The organism is Pedobacter sp. AC402 (genome assembly GCF_979252805.1).
The window spans coordinates 16,498-36,325 of record NZ_CEEDAI010000006.1 but is presented as its reverse complement, the minus strand read 5'-3'; the positions used below and the strand labels follow the sequence as shown (position 1 = coordinate 36,325).

The following is a 19,828-nucleotide window of genomic DNA, read 5'->3' as shown; positions in this document are numbered from 1 at the left end:
ATTTAATTTGTCAATAGTAAAACGAAAATATTTTTAATAAAATTTAATTTTGTTAAAAATGATCTTAATGGGTTTTAGGTATAAATCGTGCTTTTTGATGTAACCAGGCAAAATTTAAAATGGTTTGAGGGGATGAATTTATTCTGCCATTTTTTTGGTAACCGCTAAGATTGCACTGGTCATATATTCGCCTAAATAGCTCACGTAATTGCCGTTTCTGTCAATCACCACAAAACTGCCGTAGGGATAATGATATTTGAAAAAATGTTTCTTGATGCTTTGTTCCGGATCTTTGATCCAGTTGATTGAAGAACCATATTGCCCGGTACCAGTTATTTCAGCGTAAATGTATATTGGCTTTATTTTATACTGCTTTAACAATGCTGTTCTCAATTCTTTGTGTTTGGCCTTAATGTAATCAGTATTTCCAGTGGAATTGGAACTGTCCTGTCCAGGATGATAAATTATTACAATTGGCTTTAGCGAATCAATTTTTTTATTTGATGCTGTTTCTAACAACAAAAGGAGTTTGGTTTTATCCTTTATTTTACCTTGCTCTTCTCTGTTAATCAGTTTGCGATGATTGGACGAATCGCCTGGAATATCTAAAAAAACATTAGTAGATCTTTTCTCATCAAATACAGATTTCTTGATTTCTTTATTATCTATATCAAAATACCTAATATTTTTAACTTCTTGGGCTTTGGTATTCAGTATTAGAATAAACAATGTTAAGGTAGAGAGCATTAAGTTTTTCATGGCAATATTATTTAACGCAATATGCTAAATACTGTGCTAAAAGGAATATGATGATGAAACTAATTCGTTAAATGATTATTTACTGCACGTAATTGCTTAAATTATAGTTAAGGCTTTAAAATTGCTGCATGCGTGAGAATGACGTTGATGTTGCAGACAGTGTTATAAATTTAATATCGGTGTTTTCCGTGTATCCGTGGCTAAAAAATAGAAGAAATCGTTAACAAAAATTGAGTTAAAAATTCATATTGTAATCAATACTTACTGGATTCTTCAATTAGATAATGGCACTTAATAGCAAACCGCTATACCCAAACCTTTGCTTAATTTCAATTTTTCAGTTGATCAAAATTTGTTGATCTGGAATAAAACACAATTTATTTGATATTTAATGCATTTATATTACAAATTGATTCGGAAAAGCCCTATAATTGTGTATAATTTTTAATTACTGAATGTCTGAATTATTCGTCTAATGTTTTGAATTAGTTATAAATTTGAGTATCATTATTTTACTTTAAACAACCTGAAAATTGAATATTCGAAAAGCATGTAAAATTTTTTTTTGCAAATATTCAATCGTCGCGTCGCTTTGGGTGAGTAAATCAAAATATTAACTATTTAGAATAAAAATACACTCAAATACTTGATAATCAAACGTTTAAATTTTTTTATTTTTGTCGTCTTTCGTGATAAATTTTATAGCTACTATTTCATTATTTGGACTATAAAGCACAGCCTATAAAACAACTGCCAAACCATTATAAATTTAAAACCTAATTTTCCTATGAAATCATTAATCAAAGCATGTGTATTGCTTCTTGTAGTTGCAACGCTCAATTCTTGTAAAAAAGAGATCAAAACAGACGACCCGGGCAACAACGATGCCATATCATCTGTAAAACAAGGTGATTCTACAATTCACAAACTGTCTATCAATGGAAAACCGACTTATATTGTTGAAGTAGACGGTATTTACAAATATGCTGGTGACATTACCATCAGCCAAGAACAGTTTAATATATTAAAAAAGCTTGCAAATAATATCTCTGCAAAAGAAAGAGCTACAATTATACAAGCTTTTTCAGCAACATGGCCGGGTTCAGTTGCTTATTACAACTATCCGGATCCAGCAAAAATGACGACGGCACAATACAACAGTTATGTGTCTACCATCGACGCAGGCTTAACAAATATTACCAATGCTACAGGCATTAAGTTTGTAAAAAGGACCAACCAGGCCGAATACATACAATTCGTATTGTCAGGTGGCAACAACTCTCCATTAGGCTGGCGGAAAAACAGGGTTAATACTGTAAACCTGTACAACTATAATTACGTTGGGATTTTGATGCACGAAGTAATGCACTCTCTAGGTGTAATGCATGAACAATGCAGGCCAGATAGAGATCAATATGTTATTATAAATTATGGTAACATACAATCTGGATTGGAGTACAATTTTAATACCGACCCGAATTTTGGAGGCCATGGCCCGTTTGACTTTCAGTCAGTAATGTTATATGGGGCATACTCTTTTTCTTCAAACGGAAATCCAACAATAACCAGACTGGATGGTTCCACTTTTAATGGACAAAGAGATGCGTTATCAATTGGTGACATTGAAGGCCTAAAAGCACTATATTTCCCAACAGATTATAGTGGTGTGTATAAAATTACACCATCTTATTTAGGAACAAAATCTTTTGATATTTTTGGAGGCAGTATCACTGATGGTACAAATATTATAATCTGGCCTACCCATGGCAATGCAAACCAAAGATTCATATTCAGGAAAGTTGAACACGGATATTACCAGATTAAATCTAGTGCAGATACCAACAAGGTTTTAACAGTGCGTAACGCTGGTACTACAAATGGTACTCAGGTAGAGTTGAGGACGAATGCTAATTTAAATAACCAGCAATTTAGCCTGAAAAATGGTGGCAACGCTGGTTTTAGTCTTTCGCCTAAGCACGCGCTTGGGCTAAATGTTGAAGTAAGTGGTCAAAGTACTAGCGATGCTGCCAACATTGTGGTAAATGCAGCTAACCAAACTTCTGCAGCGCAAAGATTCAACTTTACAAAATTGTAGATCACAAAAAATCCTACGCATTTGGCAATTGTTGCGTAGGATTTTCGAAAAACTGATTCATTTTGAACCCACAATATTTTTTGATCAAAATATTTCAATTTAATGCCCTATCAGAATAGTCAGTAAGTAAAAGTATAAAGGCTAAAGAGATATTTAAAAACCTGCTGTAATAAAGTAAAAACTCTGGTTAGCAAGTTTTGTTCAAAGGCTTTTACCCTGTAGAACTTAATTCTCCCCGGTCGTTAAGTCCTTTTACTTTTTGTTGCTGCAGTTCTTCATAATTTTGCTTTTCTGTTTCCCGCAATTCCTGCTGCATTATTTTAGCAATTTTAGTGCTTCCATCATGGCTCCATCCCGGTGGATTAACAATATACTTTATTTTATCAATAAAAGTGGGTGCCTTTTTAACATCAGCCTTTAAGGCAATAAATTCATGGAAAATAATATTTACAGCACCAGTATCCTGAGGTTGTGTAGTTAATCCATATTTAACCACATCTTCTGGCAATTCTTCCTGGAAAGTTCCGAACCACCTATCCCAAAGGATTAAAACCATACCCATATTTTTATCAAGGTAACGTACGTTGCTGGCATGGTGTACACGGTGATGAGATGGCGTTACAAAAATGTATTCGTACCATTTTGGAAGTTTGATATTGTATTGCGTGTGCACCAAATTACCATAAATTTGAGTAATGAGATAGGCAAAAAGTATATCAACAGCCGTAAAACCCATAAATGCCAATGGCAGGTAAAAGAAAACGCGGTACAAAGGTTCGAAAACGGTTGAACGGAAGCCAGTGGTTAGGTTGAAATGTTCTGATGAGTGATGGGTAACATGCATTGCCCAGAAAAAACGCACATAATGCCCAACGGTATGCAAAAACCAATACAAAAAATCCTGTGCTAAAATTAAAACTATCCAGTACACCCAAACATTAGATATTTGGAATAAACGGAATTGATAACAATAAGCCAGCAAGAAAAACGTAAATGTTTTTGTGCCCAAATTAATTACAACCGCCGCTGTCATCAGGTAAATATTTGTCCAGGTATCGCGCTTGGTGTATAGTTTTTTATCATGCTGGTAACTGAAATACATTTCAACCAGGGTTAAAACGATTACGAAACCAAAAAGCCCGACAACAGAAATATCACTTCCGGTAAAATTCATTTTATAAACTGTTATAATAATCCAAACTGCTTAAAATATCAGCAGTACTTACACGGCAGTTAAACGTGCATTTACCGGTGTTTTCCAAGAGCGAAAAAAGTATGTTTCCATCTTCATTTTTTTTATCGCTTTGCATCAATTCTAAAAGTGTATCAAAACTTTCTTTTTTGATGTGGTATTTTGGATAAAGTGATAAAATATATCCGCTAATATCATTCAGTTCTTCTTTTGTTAGTGTACTGTTTTTGATTGATAATGCTGCTTCGCACACAAAACCAATGGCAATAGCTTCTCCATGTGTTAATGGATTTTCATCATTTGCCAATGAATATCCTTCTACGGCATGCCCAATGGTATGGCCGAAGTTTAAAATTTTCCGAAAATTCTTCTCGTGCGGATCGATGGTTACCACTTCGTTTTTAATTTCTACCGAACGGTAAATATCTTCAGCCGATGGGCTAAGGTAATTGCTGGCTTTTAATTTTTCGTAATATGGTTTGTCGTAAATCAAACCATGTTTGATCATTTCGGCAAAACCTGATAAAAGCTCACGTTGGGGCAAAGTTTTTAGAAAGGCTGTTTCTATAAAAACCATTTGCGGCAAGGTAAAAGTACCTACCATGTTTTTAACATTATCAATATCAATGCCCGTTTTACCACCTACTGAGGCATCAACCTGTGATAAAAGGGTAGTGGGTACATTAATGAAATCGATACCTCTTTTGTAAGTAGATGCAATAAACCCACCCATATCGGTAATTACGCCACCACCTAAATTGATCATTAAACTTTTGCGGTCGGCTTCAAAATCCAATAAGGTTTTCCAGATTCCGATACAAAAATCAATATTTTTATTTTCTTCACCTGCCGATGTTTCAATGAGGTCAAACTCAGAAAAATCATCTAAAAGTGATTGAAAAAGTGGCAGGCAGATTTCGCTGGTATGCTCATCAGCCAAAACAAAAACTTTGCTGTATTTATTACTCTCTAAAAGCGTTTTAAGTGCTTCAAGGTTACTTTCGAAATATAGGGTGTGGCCTGCGCTTGTTAGTGGTTCCATTAAATAACTTCTATTTTATTTTCGCCAAAAGTAATAATATCGCCAACCCTAACCTTATAACGTTTGCGGAATTCGACTTCTCCGTTCGCTTTTACTAAACCATCTTCTACAACGGTTTGGGCATCACCGCCACTGCCAACCAATCCGCTTGCTTTTAACAGTTGGATTAATGGAATAAATTCGCCTTCTAATTTAAATTGTATCATTTTATGCAAAAATACGATAATTTAAAGGTTTTTAGTTTTAACAACCAATGCTTTTTATAATTTTGCACCAATCTGACTTATTATACTGATAAAAATGGATTTATCCCCCAACAAACAACCAAATTTCGATAACACGGAGATTGCTTTCCGTCAAAAATCTAACAATGAACTAAAAAAAGCCTATTGGCTTTTTAAAATGATCGGCAGTAATTTTTTAACCAAAGTTGGACCGGCCATTACCAATTTCTTTTTAAATATTGGTTTGCCAATTCAGGGAGCAATTAAAGCCACCATTTTTCAGCAGTTTTGCGGTGGCGAAACCATTGCCGAATGTAATAAAGCCATTGAGCAGCTGGATAAAGGCGGTGTAGGAACTATTTTGGATTACTCGGTAGAGGGTGAAGATGAAGAACAGGTTTTTGATGAAACCTGTGCCGAAATTATCCGCACCATTGTACGTGCAGATGGTGATTCAAAAATTCCGATTACTGTTTTCAAAATTACCGGAATTGGCCGTTTTGCCCTATTACAGAAACTGGATGCTAAGCAAACTTTAAATGACGCAGAAAAAGCAGAATTTGAAAAAGTAAAGCTTCGTTGCGAAATGATCTGTAAAACTGCCTTTGATAAAGGTGTGCCGGTTATGATTGATGCAGAAGAAACCTGGATTCAAGATACGATTGATGAACTGGCTTTAGACATGATGCGTAAATTTAACCGTGAGCGTATTATTGTTTACAATACCTACCAAATGTACCGCCATGATAAATTAGCAGATATGAAAGCCGACCATCTGATTGCAAAAGCGGATGGTTTTATCCTGGGTGTTAAAATGGTACGTGGTGCTTACATGGAAAAAGAACGTAAACGCGCTTTGGAAATGGGTTATCCTTCACCAATCCAACCAGATAAAGCAGCATCTGACCGCGATTATAACGAATCGTTACGTTATTGTGTTGATCATATTGATGAAATTGCCATTGTTGCCGGAACGCACAATGAAGATAGCAGCCGTTTACTGACTTATCTTTTAGAAGAAAAAAATATCAGCCATAATCACCCTCACGTATACTTTGCACAATTGTTAGGTATGAGCGATAACCTAAGTTTTAACCTTGCTGATTCTAATTACAATGTAGCCAAATATGTTCCTTATGGGCCGATTAAAGCTGTAATGCCTTACTTATTTAGAAGGGCGCAAAGAAAATACTTCTGTAGCCGGACAAACAGGTCGTGAGTTGGGTTTAATTGAAAGAGAATTAAAAAGAAGGAAACTATAATTCAGTTTCGGTAAAACATATAGTGGTTTAAAGTTAACCACGGAATCGTCATTTTGAGCGGATTGTAGCGCAGTCGAGAATTTTAAACAGATAAATCTCTCCATTTCGCTGCGCTTCAGTCGAGATGACGATTTTTTTTCATATCCTCATGCTGAATTTATTTCAGTAACTATATTGCTTTAAACAGACCCTGAAATGAATTCAGGGAGACGAATACTTGGGAATCGCCGTACTGAATTTATTTCAGTAACTACCTTGCTTTAAAAAGACCCTGAAATGAATTCAGGGAGACGTATCTTGGCAATCGCCGTGCTGAAATTTATTTCAGTAATTATGTTGCATTAAAAGACCCTGAAATGAATTCAGGGTGACGAATCTTGGGAATCGTCGTGCTGGATTATTTCAGTAATTATCTTGCTTGAAAAAGACCCTGAAATGAATTCAGGGAGACGAATCTTGGGAATCGTTGTTCTGTATATATTTCAGTAATTATGTTGCGTTAAAAGACCCCTGAAATGAATTCAGGGAGACGAATCTTGGGAATCGCCGTAATGAATTTATTTCAGTAATTACCTTGTTTTAAAAAGACCCTGAAATGAATTCAGGGAGACGAATCTTGGTAATCGTGATGCTGGATTTATTTCTTAACTACAAAAGATTGTTTGCCGCTGAGCAAATCGTAAAAAAGGATAAAATCGCTTACCAAACTATAACCTGGATATTGAAAAGTGGCGGGTTTGTTCTTTTCGAAGAAAAAATGCCCAATCCATGCAAAGCCATACCCTAAAACAGGTATTGCCAGGAAAAAATGCCAGTTATGAAAAAGAAAACCGGTAAAAAAGGCCAAGCAAACCAATCCAGTACCAATAAAATGTAAAATACGCGATGTGGTATTGGTATGTTCTGATAAGTAAAAAGGGTAGAACTCTTTAAGCGAATTAAACTTTTTTCCTGCCATGTAGTAATTTACAAAATTCCATTTGCTTTTAAAAAAGCACCCAATTGAGCTGGTTTTTCAGTCATTAACAAGGTATTTAGCCCAACTTTTTTAGCACCTTCTATATGTTGCGGACTATCATCAATAAACAAAGTTTCGGCTGGATTTAAATTATTGTCTTTTAATACCTGTTCAAAAATGTTGGTGTTTGGCTTACGCAATTTCATGTGCTGCGAGAAATAAGCTTTCTCAAAATAAGCATCGTAATTATTGATCTGGAAACTTGTTTTCAGGTAGTTAATTATCCAATCGTAATGGATTTCATTGTTGTTGCTCAATAAAAAAGTGCGGTATTTTGCTTTAACTTCAAGCAGCAAGTCGTGGTTTTCTTGTATTGTTCCAATTAATAAACTGTTCCATGCATCATCAATCTGTCCGTCGGTAAGTTCTGGTTTGTTTGCTGCATTTCTAATTCCTGCCCTAAATTCAGCTGGTGAGATGGCACCGGTTTCGAAATCGTCAAATAATTTATTGTGTCCTTTATGTGCGAAGAAGTTTTCAATATCAGTAATGCCCAGTTTTTGAAAAGAGGCTTGTGCAATTCTGAAATCGATATCAAATATTACGTTTCCGTAATCGAAAATAATGTTTTTAATGTTTTGCATGGAAATCATCAGGATTTGCTGCAAAGATATTATTGTTGATTTAATGAAAGGCGTTTAACCGTATTTTTTTACAATAAAAAGCCCGAAACACATTAGTATTGGTTTCGGGCGTGATATTTTAGCATAAGCGTCGTTATCATTCAGATAGCTAGCGGGGCAAATCATTAGCCACGAAGATTTTGTTTATGATAATCTTCATGTATTTATTTTTAATTTCTATTTGCATTAAGATTCCCGCCTGCTATGGAATAATAGCAACAAAAATTCTTGGTAATTACTTAGGTTCTACAGTAATCGATTGAATAATTGGTCGGTTCTTTTTGTCGCCAGTTTTTAGCTCTTTAAATACAAAATAGATACTATGAAATTTTCCATCCGATATCATATTTATAGGAATACTTTTTCTGAAGGTCGATTTTCCAATCATAATTCCTTTACTATCGTCCAATCTGATTTCGATTTCTCCATCAGCTCCCGGATCAAAGTTCAGAAATGAATAACTAAAGCCTGAAATACTGGTTAAATCGACATTTTTAATCGCTATCCATCCCATATCCTTAGTCAATACCAATTTTTCGCCACCAAAAACGTCTTTTCGCTGAAATCCTGAAAAATCTTTAAGGTCATCAGCATCAATTACACTGCTTTTAAGATTGATGGTATTGGTTGTGGTCAATGGTTTTAAACCTGCGGCACCTGCATCAGTATAAGTTGCCTTTAAGGTTAGTACCGATTTCTTTTTGTCAGTAGTTGCCGGCGGAACAATTTTACCCGAAGTTGGAAGTGAAGCTTTAACAGCCTCTTTATTACCCAATGTCATAATCCATTCTGTAATTTTTTTAACATCAGCCACTTTCATTGCGGTATGCGCAGGCATAGGTACTTCTCCCCAAACACCTTGACTACCGCCAATTACCTTCGAAGCCAGGTAATCCGAAGCTTTGCTGTCGTTCTTGTACTTGGCTGCAATTTTTTCAAAAGCAGGCCCGATAGAAACAGCAGATTCTTTATGGCAGGTGCTACAATCGGCTTTAAGCATTAAAGCCCTGCCCACCATGGTTTGTGCAGCCTGCTGGTGACCAAGTTGTGCACCTGCTAAATCTGTGCCTTCGGTATAGGTATGGGAAATATAAATGCGGCTGTTATTTACTTTGGCACCTTTATCACTCACTAATACCTTATAATCAACAGGTTTATTCGGGAAATAAAAAGTTTTGTTACCCGCTAAATCTATACTTACATTAGGATGTTCATTGCCGGCAAAAACAGAAATTACCTGGCTTTTTGCTGAAGCTTTGCTTTTATCCATTACAGTTACACTTACCGGATATTCGCCTGCTTTTGTAAAAGTATATTGTAAATTTGGTGTAGTGGTGGTTTTAATAACTCCTTTTCCAAGGTTCCACACATAGGTTAAGGCATCACCATCAGCATCTTTAGCCGAAACATTTGCGTTTAATTTGTATGGAAGTAAGCCACTGGTTTTGGTAATATTAAGGCTTTCTACCTTTGGTGGCCTGTTTCCTTTAAGGTAGTCGATTCTTGTTATTGCTGCATCCGGATTTTTCGTAAACCAGCCTTTACCATATTCTAGAACGTAAATTTTTCCGTCCGGCCCGAGTTCCATATCAATTGGTGCGGCCAAAGAAACATTCCCCATAAAAGGCTCCATGCTTACATAATCGCCCTGTGCATTCATAGTTACTGCTTTAACCCATCCACGAACCCATTCATAAATAATCAGTTTTCCATTATAATAAGCAGGGTATGGAGAATTTGCCGTAGCATAATAAACCGGGCCAGCCATTGCTGTACGGCCGCCTGCGCCCACCTGAGGAAACTCCTTCGATTCGCCATAAGGATACCATATATAAGCTGGTTGCGCTGGTGGAAGCTCTTCCAGTCCCGTATTATTTGGCGAGTTATTGATCGGCTTTGCAGGATCGAAAGCATTTCCGTTGGCTCCATTTGTATAATCGTAGGCTTTATAAGGATAGTTATTGCCAATAAATAAGGGCCAGCCAAAATTACCTGCTTTGCGCGCCTGGTTTACTTCATCATAACCCCTTGGTCCTCTTAAAGCATCATCGTTACTTGCATCAGGGCCAACTTCACCCCAATATAAAAAATTGGTTTTTTGATCAACAGAAATGCGGTATGGGTTCCGATCGCCCATTACATAAATTTCAGGCCTTGTTTTTGGATTGTCTTTCGGGAAAAGATTTCCATCCGGAATGCTATAAGTGCCATCTTCATTTACTTTTATTCTTAATATTTTACCCCTTAAATCGTTGGTATTACCGGCCGATCTTCTGGCATCATATTGTTCGAGTCCTTTTCTATTGTCAAGCGGGGCATATCCTTTATTTACATATTGCTGTTTTGGCACATCAAAAGGAGTGGAGTTATCACCTGTGGAAACATAAAGTAAGTTATCCGATCCAAACGCAATTGAACCACCTGTATGGCAGCATATTTCGCGCTGTGAATAGAATTCGAGAACGATTTTTTCAGATTCTTTAACGAGCTGATCATTCACCAGTTCAAATCTCGATAATCTGTTTACCGACTTATCAAACGGACTGTAAAAAAGGTAAATATATTTATTTACCGCAAATTTAGGATCTGCAGCCATACCCAATAAACCTTCTTCTGCATTAACATCAGGAGTGTTGGTTTTAAAGTAAACATCGAGTTTACCTGCCTCTTTAATTTTTTTGGTTTGATTCTTATAAATTAATAACTCGCCCCTACGCTGGGCAACCAAGATATCGAGGTTCGGAAGTACGGTCATTTCAGTGGGTTCAGTAAATTCGCCCTGTGCAAGGGTTACTTTAACAAACCGGTCCTGATCTGGCGTATCAATTTTATTTTTATTAAATAAATCGAAAGTTTTACGCTTGTAAATATTTTTGTTTAGAGTTGTTGCGGAAATAAATAAAACTGCAATTGCAGCTATCAATAGGATAAATCTTGTTTTCATCTATTTGGCTGAGGGATTTTTATAAATATAGAATATAGTTTTTTATCGAGCGGTATTGTATCAAAATTTATGCGAAAGATTGATTTAAATTCGCTAATCACTAATCAGTTTTTGATGTTTTCAAAATAAAATCGGCCAGGGCTTCTATGTCTTTTTTGCTAATGGCACCATTCCACGCTGGCATTCCTTTTTCTATAATTCCATTATTGATAGTATTTATAATGGCTTGCTTATCGGCTCCATGTTTAAATTTTTGCCCGATCAAACTGTAAACAGTTGCTGTGCCCTGTAGCTTATCGCCATGGCATGAAGCACAAAGCTGTTTAAAAAGATTGGCCGTTGTAGCCGCGGGGCTAGTATTTTTATTATTTGAAGAAATATTCTGAGCCAACTGACCGTTTTTCGCATTCGAAGGCCTTAGTCTGAGGATCATATCATATGGTCTTTCACCTTTGCTTTCGGGCAAATCAAAGTTTGATGTAGAAATGTATAGGTATCCATCGGGGCCAACCACCAAAGATCTGATTCTGCCATATTGTTTTTTCAATAATACTTCCTGTTTAATTATTTTGCCTTTATCCATTTCGATTCTTAAAATCGATTCACCTCTTAAACATGCAACCAAAAGATTATTGCTCAATTGTGGAAAAGCCTTTCCGGTGTAAAAAATGGCTTCTGACGGACCAATAGATGGTGTATATTCCACAAATGGCGTAATCATACCCGATTTAATTTCTTGGTGGTGGATAACAGGCCAGCCATAATTACCGCCTTTTTCAATAATATTTACCTCATCGCCACCGGTTGGCCCATGTTCTGTTGCGAAAAATTGTTTGGTGTTGGGTTGGAAAGTAAGTCCTTGGGGATTTCGATGTCCATATGACCAGATTTCTTTCCGTGCGGTATCATTTTTAACAAAAAGATTGTCGGGAGGGATGCTCCCATCATCATTTATCCTTAAAATTTTACCATTATACGTTTTCAGGTCTTGGGCTAAAATTGGTTGGTCTGCATCGCCGCTAGAAATGTAGAGCTTTTGGTCTGGTCCGAAAACCAACCTGCAGCCTGTATGGTTTCTTGCCGCGGGAATCTTTTCAATAAGTATTTTTGGATGGATAAGTGTATCATTTCTAAACTCATAACGAACCACACGGAGCCATAAACGATTGTTTTCTCCATAATTATGTGCAATGTAAATGAAATGATTTCTTGTAAAAGCAGGATGAATCACCATTCCAAGGAGACCGGTTTTGGTTTCTGCTTTGATATCATTAACCTGAAGGATTGGCTTATCGAGCAGTTTTCCATTGCGATAAAGACGAACTGCACCTGGCCTTTCGGTAAAAAGCATGGTACGATCGGGTAAAAAAGTAATCTGCCAAGGAACGGTGAGGTTTCTGGCTAAAGTATCTACTTTAAAAAACACATCATTCTCATTTATGGTAGATTTATAAGTAAAGCTGCTCACGAAAGCAAATGCCGCCATAAAAGACAGGAAAATAACATGTTTTGTTCTCATTAGCTGTAATGGATCTTATAAATCGTTTTACTCACCTAAATATAGGATTTAATATTAATAAGAAATAGGTTGATGTGAGTTATCTAATTAAAAGTAAATCTATTTGATAACGAGGATGGTCCCGTCGTTTTTAAGCTTGTAATAATATTGTTTTTCAGATTTTCGGCTCAAAATTTCTACCGCTGCAACTTCACCTTGTTTTCCTGTATCATCTTTAATGGTATCTCCGGCTTTTACGTTTTCTAAATCTTCTTCCGAACTGTTTTTGGTTAGCTTTTTCATATTAAGATGGTTAGTGTATAATTAATAACAGCATGTAGCAGTACTATGTTTTATTTTGTCGCTTAAAATCAATACAGGTTGTAAAGCAAATCGGTAATTTATCAACATAAAAGGGTATGTAATCTATTTATTGAGCAGTAATGTCTACTGGGTTTTTGGGATCGCTTTGGTTGTGTTAGTTTTATGTTAGACTAACTTTCTAAAATAATTTTTATGATTGGCGTAATTACAGCTTACAACAAACAAAGAGGATTTGGTTTAATCTCACAATATTTGGTTCAGGAAAGCATATATTTTGATATTGTAGATTGTAAAGCAAAAGGTTTATATATTGGCAGCACTGTTGAATTTGATACCGTAATTAATAAAAACGGGGTAGTGGCTAAAAATATTTTTGGTGTATCTTCACTAAAACTTAAATCCAAAAAATTAGTATAACATTCGATTATAAAATTTGCTTATCTCCTAATCAGGAGAGTCCCGTTAAGCTATTTAATTCAGTTATTAAATAATTGATTCATTATGGCAAAGGGAACAATAGTATCATTACATAAAGATCAGCCGATCTGTTTTGTAGAGGATGAAGAGCTTAAAGAAAAAGTTTTAATCCGTAAAACGAAATCACTTAATATAAACGATAAGGTTGTTTACCAACGCATATCTTCTCAAACCGGACTTGTAGGAATTAAGGTGAAAAAGATTTAGAAATAGAAATATTCGCCTAGGCCTATTAAATTTTTTTTAAATTATTTTATGTCAGCCTATTGTCATTACAAATTTTGTTTGTACATTACAGCATGGGCGATAAAATAAATATGATACTTGGAATAATTTTCCTTTTAGGTGGTTTTAGTGTTTTCTTTGTGATTTTCAGCGGTAAAAAGAGCTAGTTCAACTTCTGCAAACATTTTATTGCGTTATTTTTCGCTTTGAATTGTTTAATTTTGAACATGTATCAAAATTCAATATCCGGCAAAAAAGCAAATTCATTTACAGGTATTCACATCGATCCTATACAATTTAGGGTTGCGGGAATGAATGATGATAAATGTAAGCTGAACGCTTATAATAGGAGGGATTTTTACAAAATCTCGCTAATTACAAAGGGTTGCAGTACTTTGTTATATGCAAACCGCGATATTGAAATTAACAAGCCGGCTCTTGTTTTCACCAACCCATTAATTCCATATTCATGGGATGCAAAGGATGAAGAAACGGTTTACGATGGATATTTTTGTGTATTCAGCGAAGATTTTCTGCATACGGGCAGCCGTATGGAAAGCTTGCAGGATTCTACTTTGTTTAAAGCAGATGGAAATCCGGTTTATCTGTTAGAAGATGAACAGGTGACGTATTTGAAAAACATTTTTATCAGGATGCAAACAGAAATGGACAGTGATTATATTTATAAATATGATCTGATCCGTAATTTTGTGAATGTAATTATCCATGAAGCCGTAAAAATGCAGCCTGCCGTGGCTTATTTTAATCCTACCAATGCTGCATCACGAATTACCAACCTGTTTCTTACTCTTTTAGAAAAACAATTTCCTGTTGATTCTCCTCAAGCACCACTGAAACTCAAAAAAGCAGGTGATTATGCCGATAGGTTAGCGGTACATGTAAATCACTTAAATGCAGCAATACAGGAAATAACGGGTAAAACCACAACTTCTATTATTAATGAAGCTATTGTTGCAGAAGCCAAATCGCTACTGGCACAAACCAATTGGAGTGTTGCCGAAATAGCGTTTAGTCTGGGTTTCGAATACGCATCATACTTTAATAATTTTTTCAAAAAGCACACCGGCTATACGCCGATGAAAATTAGAAACAGCATTTTGCCTGCTTAACAGTTCCAATTCCATTATTTTTTTTCAGTTGATTTCTTTAATAAACACTTTGATTTGTTTAATCGGCAAAGCTTGCTGCAGCTATACCTTTGTTTATCAAAAATTAAGAATTTAAACGATGGAAATTAAAAAAATAAACTTAGGCAGCCAAGGGTTGCAAGTGCCCGATCAGGGTTTGGGCTGCATGGGCATGACTACAATTGCAGGTGGAGATATTTACGGCAAGGCAGATGAACAAGAATCGATTGCCACTGTACATAGAGCACTCGAACTTGGTATCAATTTTATAGATACTGCCGATCTTTATGGCCCTTTGTTAAATGAGCGTTTGTTGGCAAAGGCAATTAAAGGTAACCGCGATAAATATACCATTGCCACTAAATTTGGATACGAAATTGATGATCAGGAGCAATTAACCTGGGGCTTTAACGGTACGCCAGCATATGTAAATAAAGCGGTGGAGCGCTCGCTCAAAAATCTGGGTACCGATTATATCGATTTATATTATCTGCACCGGGTTGATCCTAATACGCCGATAGAAGAAACAGTGGGCGCAATGGCCGAACTTGTTAAAGCAGGCAAGGTAAAATACATTGGTTTATCTGAAGTTTCTGCTGATACCATTAAACGTGCGAATAAAATACACCCTATTACCGCTGTACAGAGTGAATATTCACTTTTTGAGCGCGAGGCAGAAACCAGTGGCGTATTGGATATCTTGAATGAGCTTGGAATTGGTTTTGTTGCTTATTCTCCACTGGGAAGGGGCTTTATTTCTGGAGATATTAAAAGCCCGGATGATTTTGCTGCGGATGATTTTCGTAGGAGTATTCCACGTTTTCAGGGAGAGAATTTTTACAAGAACCTGGAATTACTGAAAGAAATTCAATCCATGGCTGCCGAAAAAGGGATTACGCCATCTCAACTCGCACTTGCATGGGTAATTAATCAGGGTATTATAGCTATTCCAGGTACAAAACGGATTAAATATATCGAAGAAAATGCTGCAGCATCTCAAATTATATTGAGTACTTACGAAAAAGAAAAACTGGCATCAATTGTTCCGGTGGGTATTACAGCTGGCGGGCGTTATGATGCTTCACAAATGCAATTCGTAAATGCTTAGTGTATCAGTTAATAAACAAAGAAGTCGGGGCCTAGCCCATGACTTCCTCGTTTATGGCATTTTTTTTTAACTGGTTTATGTTTAAATCATCATTAATTATTCTTTAATCTATAGTTTTTACCCCGAAATCTATTTAATTGATAAACCTTTTTATGTTTTCGTATGTTTATGTTTTAAAATCTAAATCAAATGCAGGGAACAGTGAAATTTTATAATGAATCTAAAGGTTTTGGGTTCGTTATTACTGAAAACGGGGATGAAGTTTTTGTCCATATTACCGGTTTAATTGATAAAATAAGTCAGAACGATCGCGTAGAATTCGATATTGCTCAAGGCAAAAAAGGACCTAATGCTGTTAATGTAAAACTCATTTAACGGAAATATGAGGTTAGGTACAGTAAAATTTTATAATAACGAAGAAGGTTTTGGCGGCATTACCCCATCAAACGGAGGTAAAGAGGTTGATGTTTTTGCACATGGTGTAATTGGTGAGATCAAACCGAATAACATTGTTCAGTTCGATATCGAATTTACCCAAAAAGGGGTTGAGGCTGTTAAAGTAATCGTTTTATCAGCTTAGCAAGCTTTTTTTATTTTTCTCAAATATAACATCTTATCCAAAAACTTTGATGTTAATTTAATTGGTACTGATTACGTGATCTTAAAAAAGGATTAATGTAGATCGTGCTATTCTTGATTTTTTCATAATATAATTAAAAGGCTCTCCGCCTCTTAAGAAATTGCACTATTTGTAAATCTGTTTTCTCCACAAAAAACTGTCTTAATGATATTTTTTGAATGCATTTATATATTTAAGTTTCGTCTAATAGCTGGTTTTTCCACCTACAAATATTTTAATTTTCGCCAAAAATGATTAATATTTGTCTAATAAATTAGGCTTTATGGTGTTTTAGAGCACTTTTTTGCGATATTTGTGCCCTGACAAAATAATGTAAACCTGTAATAAGATTAACAAGCTGTAACCTGGTTGAACTATTTCTGTCTTACTAATGTTTATCCTTTAAGTTTATTATGATACAGTTAGAGCCAATTAGCGGGGTTTTTAATAGAGAGCGTGCGTTACAAGCGATATATCCGATGCGTATGCTGATCGTTAAAGAGGCGAGTGGTTCTTTGTGTATGAATTCTGGCGATTATGATTTAATGCCGCAAAGAATTTTTTTTATTCCTGAAGAAGGACTTGTTAGGCTCGAAGGAAAAATTACCTCAGGTTATTGGCTAAACTTTAGTAGTTTGTTATATGCAGAGTTTTTACTGCAACATTTAGATCCACTTGCAAAAAACCTTTTTATCAATTTATCTTATCGTGATTTAACACATCCGGAGTCTTCAAAAACTTACTCCTTACTTGATCAGTTAAAAGGGGAAATCAATGCTAAAAAAGACATTCGTTTTATGGCGCAATACTTATCTTTATTTTTAGGATTTACTGCTGGTTTAGACGGATACCTCGCCGCGTTAACTTTAGATGAATTGCAACACGTATTACGTTTCAGGGCTATTTTGGAACAATATTTTAGAACAGAAAGGTCTATTCTTTTTTATGCAGAAGGTATGGGCATGAGCACAGGAAAACTGAATAAATTTTTAGACCGGGTATTGGGAAAAAGCTTAACCGTACTAATTAAAGATAGAATTATGAGGGAGGCAGAAGAATTGTTAATTCAAAGTGAATTTAGTGTTGATGAAATAGCTGATATGCTGGGCTTTGAACAAACCACTAAATTTATGACGAGCTTTAAACGCCATAAGGGGATTTCTGCACTGCAGTTTAGTAAATTGGTTTAGCGAAAAATGAAAATTGGTGCGTCTGGCAAAGAAATGGCCATCAGTTTGATTTCATCTCTTCTAGAAAACAGGTTTCCGAACCTCACAACATCAATTGCTATTGCGCCTAACGCGTAAGGCCTTGTTTACTGTATCCAATGATCAGCCGCACCAATTTTACATCCGCTAAATTATAAAATCTTCGCTTAAAGAAGAAAATTATTCCTAATATTATTACGATGCTGTATTTTGCTATTTACAGTGCTGTATTTGAGGTGTTTCTATGCTTTTGTTTTTGGGGAAATTCAGTTTGGTAGATGCTGGGTAGATTGCATTGCTTACACATTGAAATTATTTTAACCACAGATAAAAAGGATTCACACAGATAAGGAAATCCGTGCTCATCTGTGTGAATTTATGGTTAAAAATAGAGTCTGGTCTGTGAGGACACAGACCAGGGTATTGGAAATGATTTATTTATATAATAATCAAATTTCGGTCGGTGAGACACCAACCGATAATAGAGTCTGGTCTGTGAGGACACAGACCAGGGATAGGGAATGATTTATTTTATATGTTAATCAAATTTCGGTCGGTGAAACGCTAGTTAATAGTAAATTCTGGTCTGTGAGGACACAGACCAGGGATAGGAAATAATTTCATTTGTACAACAACTAAGTTCTAGTAATTCAGGAACCAACCTATAACTTAACACATAATGGTTTTAGAAATCCGTGTTTATCTGTGTCTATCTGTGGTTAAAAAAAACTTAGTTTGACAATATTGATTGTCACCCTTTATTCTTCAAATAAATAGCCACTATATGCCAATCCTTTGGCTACACTTTTAAAATTATCACCAGAATTTAACGGTATGTGTGGAAATTTGCACTTAAACAGATTTTGTACTGCCGAAACCATCGATGTTCCTCCGGTTAAAAACAAACAATCGATATCTTGTGGATTTATTTTATAGGTTTCCATAAACTGATCGAGGTAAGCATCGATTTTGTTGATGTCTTTTTCGATAATTGAATTGTACTGATCGAGCGAAATATTTTCGTCAATCTCAATTTCCATATTGCTATAGGCAAATGTAGAAAGTTGTTGGTCGGAAAGTTCGATTTTTGTTTTTTCGATTGATCTGAATAAAGAATAACCGAGATTATTTTCAATCAGGGTGATTAGGTTTTTGAACTTCGGATCGTTTCCTGTAGTAATAATAGTATTCTTCTATCTCTTTCTGGATTTTTAAACCATTAAAGAAGTTCATTTTATCCCAGGTACAGATATTGGCGAATAGTGATTTCGGTACATTTAGAACTTTACCACGGGTGGCTTCATACATGGTGTTTTTGCCAAAATATGGCGTTCCTTTGTCCCACATAAAGGCAGAATCCAAACTATCGCCGCCAATATAAATGCCTCCTGAGGCAATCATATCGTTTTTTCTATCTTTGCTACCTACTTTATCCGGATCTAAAATCAGGTAAGTAAAATCTGTTGTACCACCACCTAAATCAGCTACCAGTACACGTTCTTTTCTTTTTAATTGTTTTCTCGTAGGCAAATGCGGCCCCAATGGGCTCAAACTGAAAGCGAACTTCTGTAAAACCAGCACTTTCTGCTGCTTTTTTTAACCGTGTTTGGGCAAGGGTATCTTTTTGGGTGCTGTCGTCATCAAAGAAAACCGGGCGACCAATAATGGCTTTTTGGCAATCTTCGCCGGTGATTAAGTCGGCTTTTTCTTTCAAATCTTGAAGGATCAGCGTAACCAGATCGGAGGCTGAGTACCTTTTGTTGTGAATACGGGTTTCGGTAAATGTTGTTCTCGAAAGAATCTGTTTAATGGATTTAATAAACCGGCCTTTCATGCCATCATTCAGGTAAGCATCTATTGCTTTTTCGCCTACAATGTGGTTTTCGCCATCAATCATGCTTTTTACTTCCGTAAAATAAATTAAGGAAGGAATCGAAATCGTATCTATAATTTCCTTTTTTTCTTCGTCATAGATAGAAAGAGCCGAGTTGGTTGTTCCAAAATCGATTCCGTATAAAAACTTACTCATGGGCTTGATGTGTTTGGCTTGTGGCGAATAAAA

Annotated in this window: 20 protein-coding genes and 1 pseudogene; 9 read left to right on the top strand and 12 right to left on the bottom strand. The window is 35.8% G+C overall.

Annotation, left to right across the window (positions count from 1 at the left end):
- Window positions 1-138: 138 nt before the first annotated feature.
- Complete coding sequence (locus AC0IWE_RS04465; RefSeq protein WP_471792096.1) at window positions 139-759, bottom strand: hypothetical protein; 621 nt, start codon at window positions 757-759, stop codon at window positions 139-141.
- A 787-nt stretch (window positions 760-1,546) separates the two neighbouring features.
- Between AC0IWE_RS04465 and AC0IWE_RS04460 the strand changes: the two genes are divergently transcribed.
- Window positions 1,547-2,854: a M12 family metallopeptidase gene (locus tag AC0IWE_RS04460; protein ID WP_471792095.1), complete on the top strand. Its 1,308-nt coding sequence runs from the start codon at window positions 1,547-1,549 to the stop codon at window positions 2,852-2,854.
- A 211-nt stretch (window positions 2,855-3,065) separates the two neighbouring features.
- On the opposite strand, the gene AC0IWE_RS04455 is transcribed toward AC0IWE_RS04460, so the two are convergent.
- From AC0IWE_RS04455 to AC0IWE_RS04445, 3 genes are read right to left on the bottom strand one after another with little or no spacing between them, the layout of a single operon-like run.
- Window positions 3,066-4,028, bottom strand: coding sequence for a sterol desaturase family protein (locus tag AC0IWE_RS04455; protein ID WP_055907076.1), 963 nt, complete (start codon window positions 4,026-4,028; stop codon window positions 3,066-3,068).
- A gap of 1 nt (window position 4,029) precedes the next feature.
- The gene (aroB, locus tag AC0IWE_RS04450) at window positions 4,030-5,088 is read right to left on the bottom strand and encodes a 3-dehydroquinate synthase (RefSeq protein ID WP_471792094.1); all 1,059 of its coding nucleotides are present in this window, start codon (window positions 5,086-5,088) and stop codon (window positions 4,030-4,032) included.
- On the bottom strand, window positions 5,088-5,294 hold the full coding sequence (locus tag AC0IWE_RS04445; protein WP_131031553.1) for an RNA-binding S4 domain-containing protein: 207 nt from the start codon (window positions 5,292-5,294) through the stop codon (window positions 5,088-5,090). The genes aroB and AC0IWE_RS04445 overlap by 1 nt, the downstream gene beginning before the upstream one ends.
- 94 nt (window positions 5,295-5,388) lie before the next feature.
- On the opposite strand from AC0IWE_RS04445, the pseudogene AC0IWE_RS04440 reads away from it, so the two are divergent.
- Window positions 5,389-6,574 (top strand): annotated as a pseudogene (locus AC0IWE_RS04440) (proline dehydrogenase family protein).
- A gap of 637 nt (window positions 6,575-7,211) precedes the next feature.
- Here the strand turns inward: AC0IWE_RS04440 and AC0IWE_RS04435 are convergent.
- From AC0IWE_RS04435 to AC0IWE_RS04415, 5 genes are all read right to left on the bottom strand, one after another.
- Window positions 7,212-7,532, bottom strand: a complete 321-nt coding sequence (locus AC0IWE_RS04435) for an Mpo1-like protein (RefSeq protein ID WP_471792093.1) — start codon at window positions 7,530-7,532, stop codon at window positions 7,212-7,214.
- Between the two features lie 8 nt (window positions 7,533-7,540).
- The gene (locus AC0IWE_RS04430) at window positions 7,541-8,176 is read right to left on the bottom strand and encodes an HAD family hydrolase (RefSeq protein WP_463495908.1); all 636 of its coding nucleotides are present in this window, start codon (window positions 8,174-8,176) and stop codon (window positions 7,541-7,543) included.
- A 274-nt stretch (window positions 8,177-8,450) separates the two neighbouring features.
- Window positions 8,451-11,159: a PQQ-dependent sugar dehydrogenase gene (locus tag AC0IWE_RS04425; protein ID WP_471792092.1), complete on the bottom strand. Its 2,709-nt coding sequence runs from the start codon at window positions 11,157-11,159 to the stop codon at window positions 8,451-8,453.
- A gap of 100 nt (window positions 11,160-11,259) precedes the next feature.
- Window positions 11,260-12,678: a PQQ-dependent sugar dehydrogenase gene (locus AC0IWE_RS04420; protein ID WP_471792091.1), complete on the bottom strand. Its 1,419-nt coding sequence runs from the start codon at window positions 12,676-12,678 to the stop codon at window positions 11,260-11,262.
- A gap of 99 nt (window positions 12,679-12,777) precedes the next feature.
- The gene (locus AC0IWE_RS04415; protein ID WP_471792090.1) at window positions 12,778-12,960 is read right to left on the bottom strand and encodes a hypothetical protein; all 183 of its coding nucleotides are present in this window, start codon (window positions 12,958-12,960) and stop codon (window positions 12,778-12,780) included.
- Window positions 12,961-13,173: 213 nt separating this feature from the next.
- Between AC0IWE_RS04415 and AC0IWE_RS04410 the strand changes: the two genes are divergently transcribed.
- From AC0IWE_RS04410 to AC0IWE_RS04380, 7 genes are all read left to right on the top strand, one after another.
- Window positions 13,174-13,398 (top strand): cold shock domain-containing protein, encoded by a 225-nt coding sequence (locus AC0IWE_RS04410; protein WP_055907098.1) that lies wholly within the window; start codon window positions 13,174-13,176, stop codon window positions 13,396-13,398.
- Between the two features lie 84 nt (window positions 13,399-13,482).
- Window positions 13,483-13,665, top strand: coding sequence for a hypothetical protein (locus AC0IWE_RS04405; RefSeq protein ID WP_471792089.1), 183 nt, complete (start codon window positions 13,483-13,485; stop codon window positions 13,663-13,665).
- 245 nt (window positions 13,666-13,910) lie between these two features.
- Window positions 13,911-14,813, top strand: coding sequence for a helix-turn-helix domain-containing protein (locus AC0IWE_RS04400; protein WP_471792088.1), 903 nt, complete (start codon window positions 13,911-13,913; stop codon window positions 14,811-14,813).
- A 118-nt stretch (window positions 14,814-14,931) separates the two neighbouring features.
- Entirely contained in the window at window positions 14,932-15,939 is a 1,008-nt protein-coding gene (locus AC0IWE_RS04395) for an aldo/keto reductase (protein WP_471792087.1), read from the top strand.
- Window positions 15,940-16,128: 189 nt separating this feature from the next.
- On the top strand, window positions 16,129-16,314 hold the full coding sequence (locus AC0IWE_RS04390; protein WP_055907107.1) for a cold-shock protein: 186 nt from the start codon (window positions 16,129-16,131) through the stop codon (window positions 16,312-16,314).
- A gap of 7 nt (window positions 16,315-16,321) precedes the next feature.
- Window positions 16,322-16,519 (top strand): cold-shock protein, encoded by a 198-nt coding sequence (locus AC0IWE_RS04385; protein WP_055907110.1) that lies wholly within the window; start codon window positions 16,322-16,324, stop codon window positions 16,517-16,519.
- Window positions 16,520-16,971: 452 nt separating this feature from the next.
- On the top strand, window positions 16,972-17,748 hold the full coding sequence (locus AC0IWE_RS04380) for a helix-turn-helix domain-containing protein (protein ID WP_471792086.1): 777 nt from the start codon (window positions 16,972-16,974) through the stop codon (window positions 17,746-17,748).
- 776 nt (window positions 17,749-18,524) lie between these two features.
- Here AC0IWE_RS04380 and AC0IWE_RS04375 read toward each other — a convergent pair.
- From AC0IWE_RS04375 to AC0IWE_RS04365, 3 genes are read right to left on the bottom strand one after another with little or no spacing between them, the layout of a single operon-like run.
- A complete protein-coding gene (locus tag AC0IWE_RS04375) occupies window positions 18,525-18,851 on the bottom strand; it encodes an Hsp70 family protein (RefSeq protein WP_471792402.1) in 327 nt (108 codons plus the stop codon).
- A gap of 46 nt (window positions 18,852-18,897) precedes the next feature.
- A complete protein-coding gene (locus AC0IWE_RS04370; RefSeq protein ID WP_471792085.1) occupies window positions 18,898-19,296 on the bottom strand; it encodes a hypothetical protein in 399 nt (132 codons plus the stop codon).
- Window positions 19,247-19,795 (bottom strand): Hsp70 family protein, encoded by a 549-nt coding sequence (locus AC0IWE_RS04365; protein WP_471792084.1) that lies wholly within the window; start codon window positions 19,793-19,795, stop codon window positions 19,247-19,249. The genes AC0IWE_RS04370 and AC0IWE_RS04365 overlap by 50 nt, the downstream gene beginning before the upstream one ends.
- Window positions 19,796-19,828 lie beyond the last annotated feature (33 nt).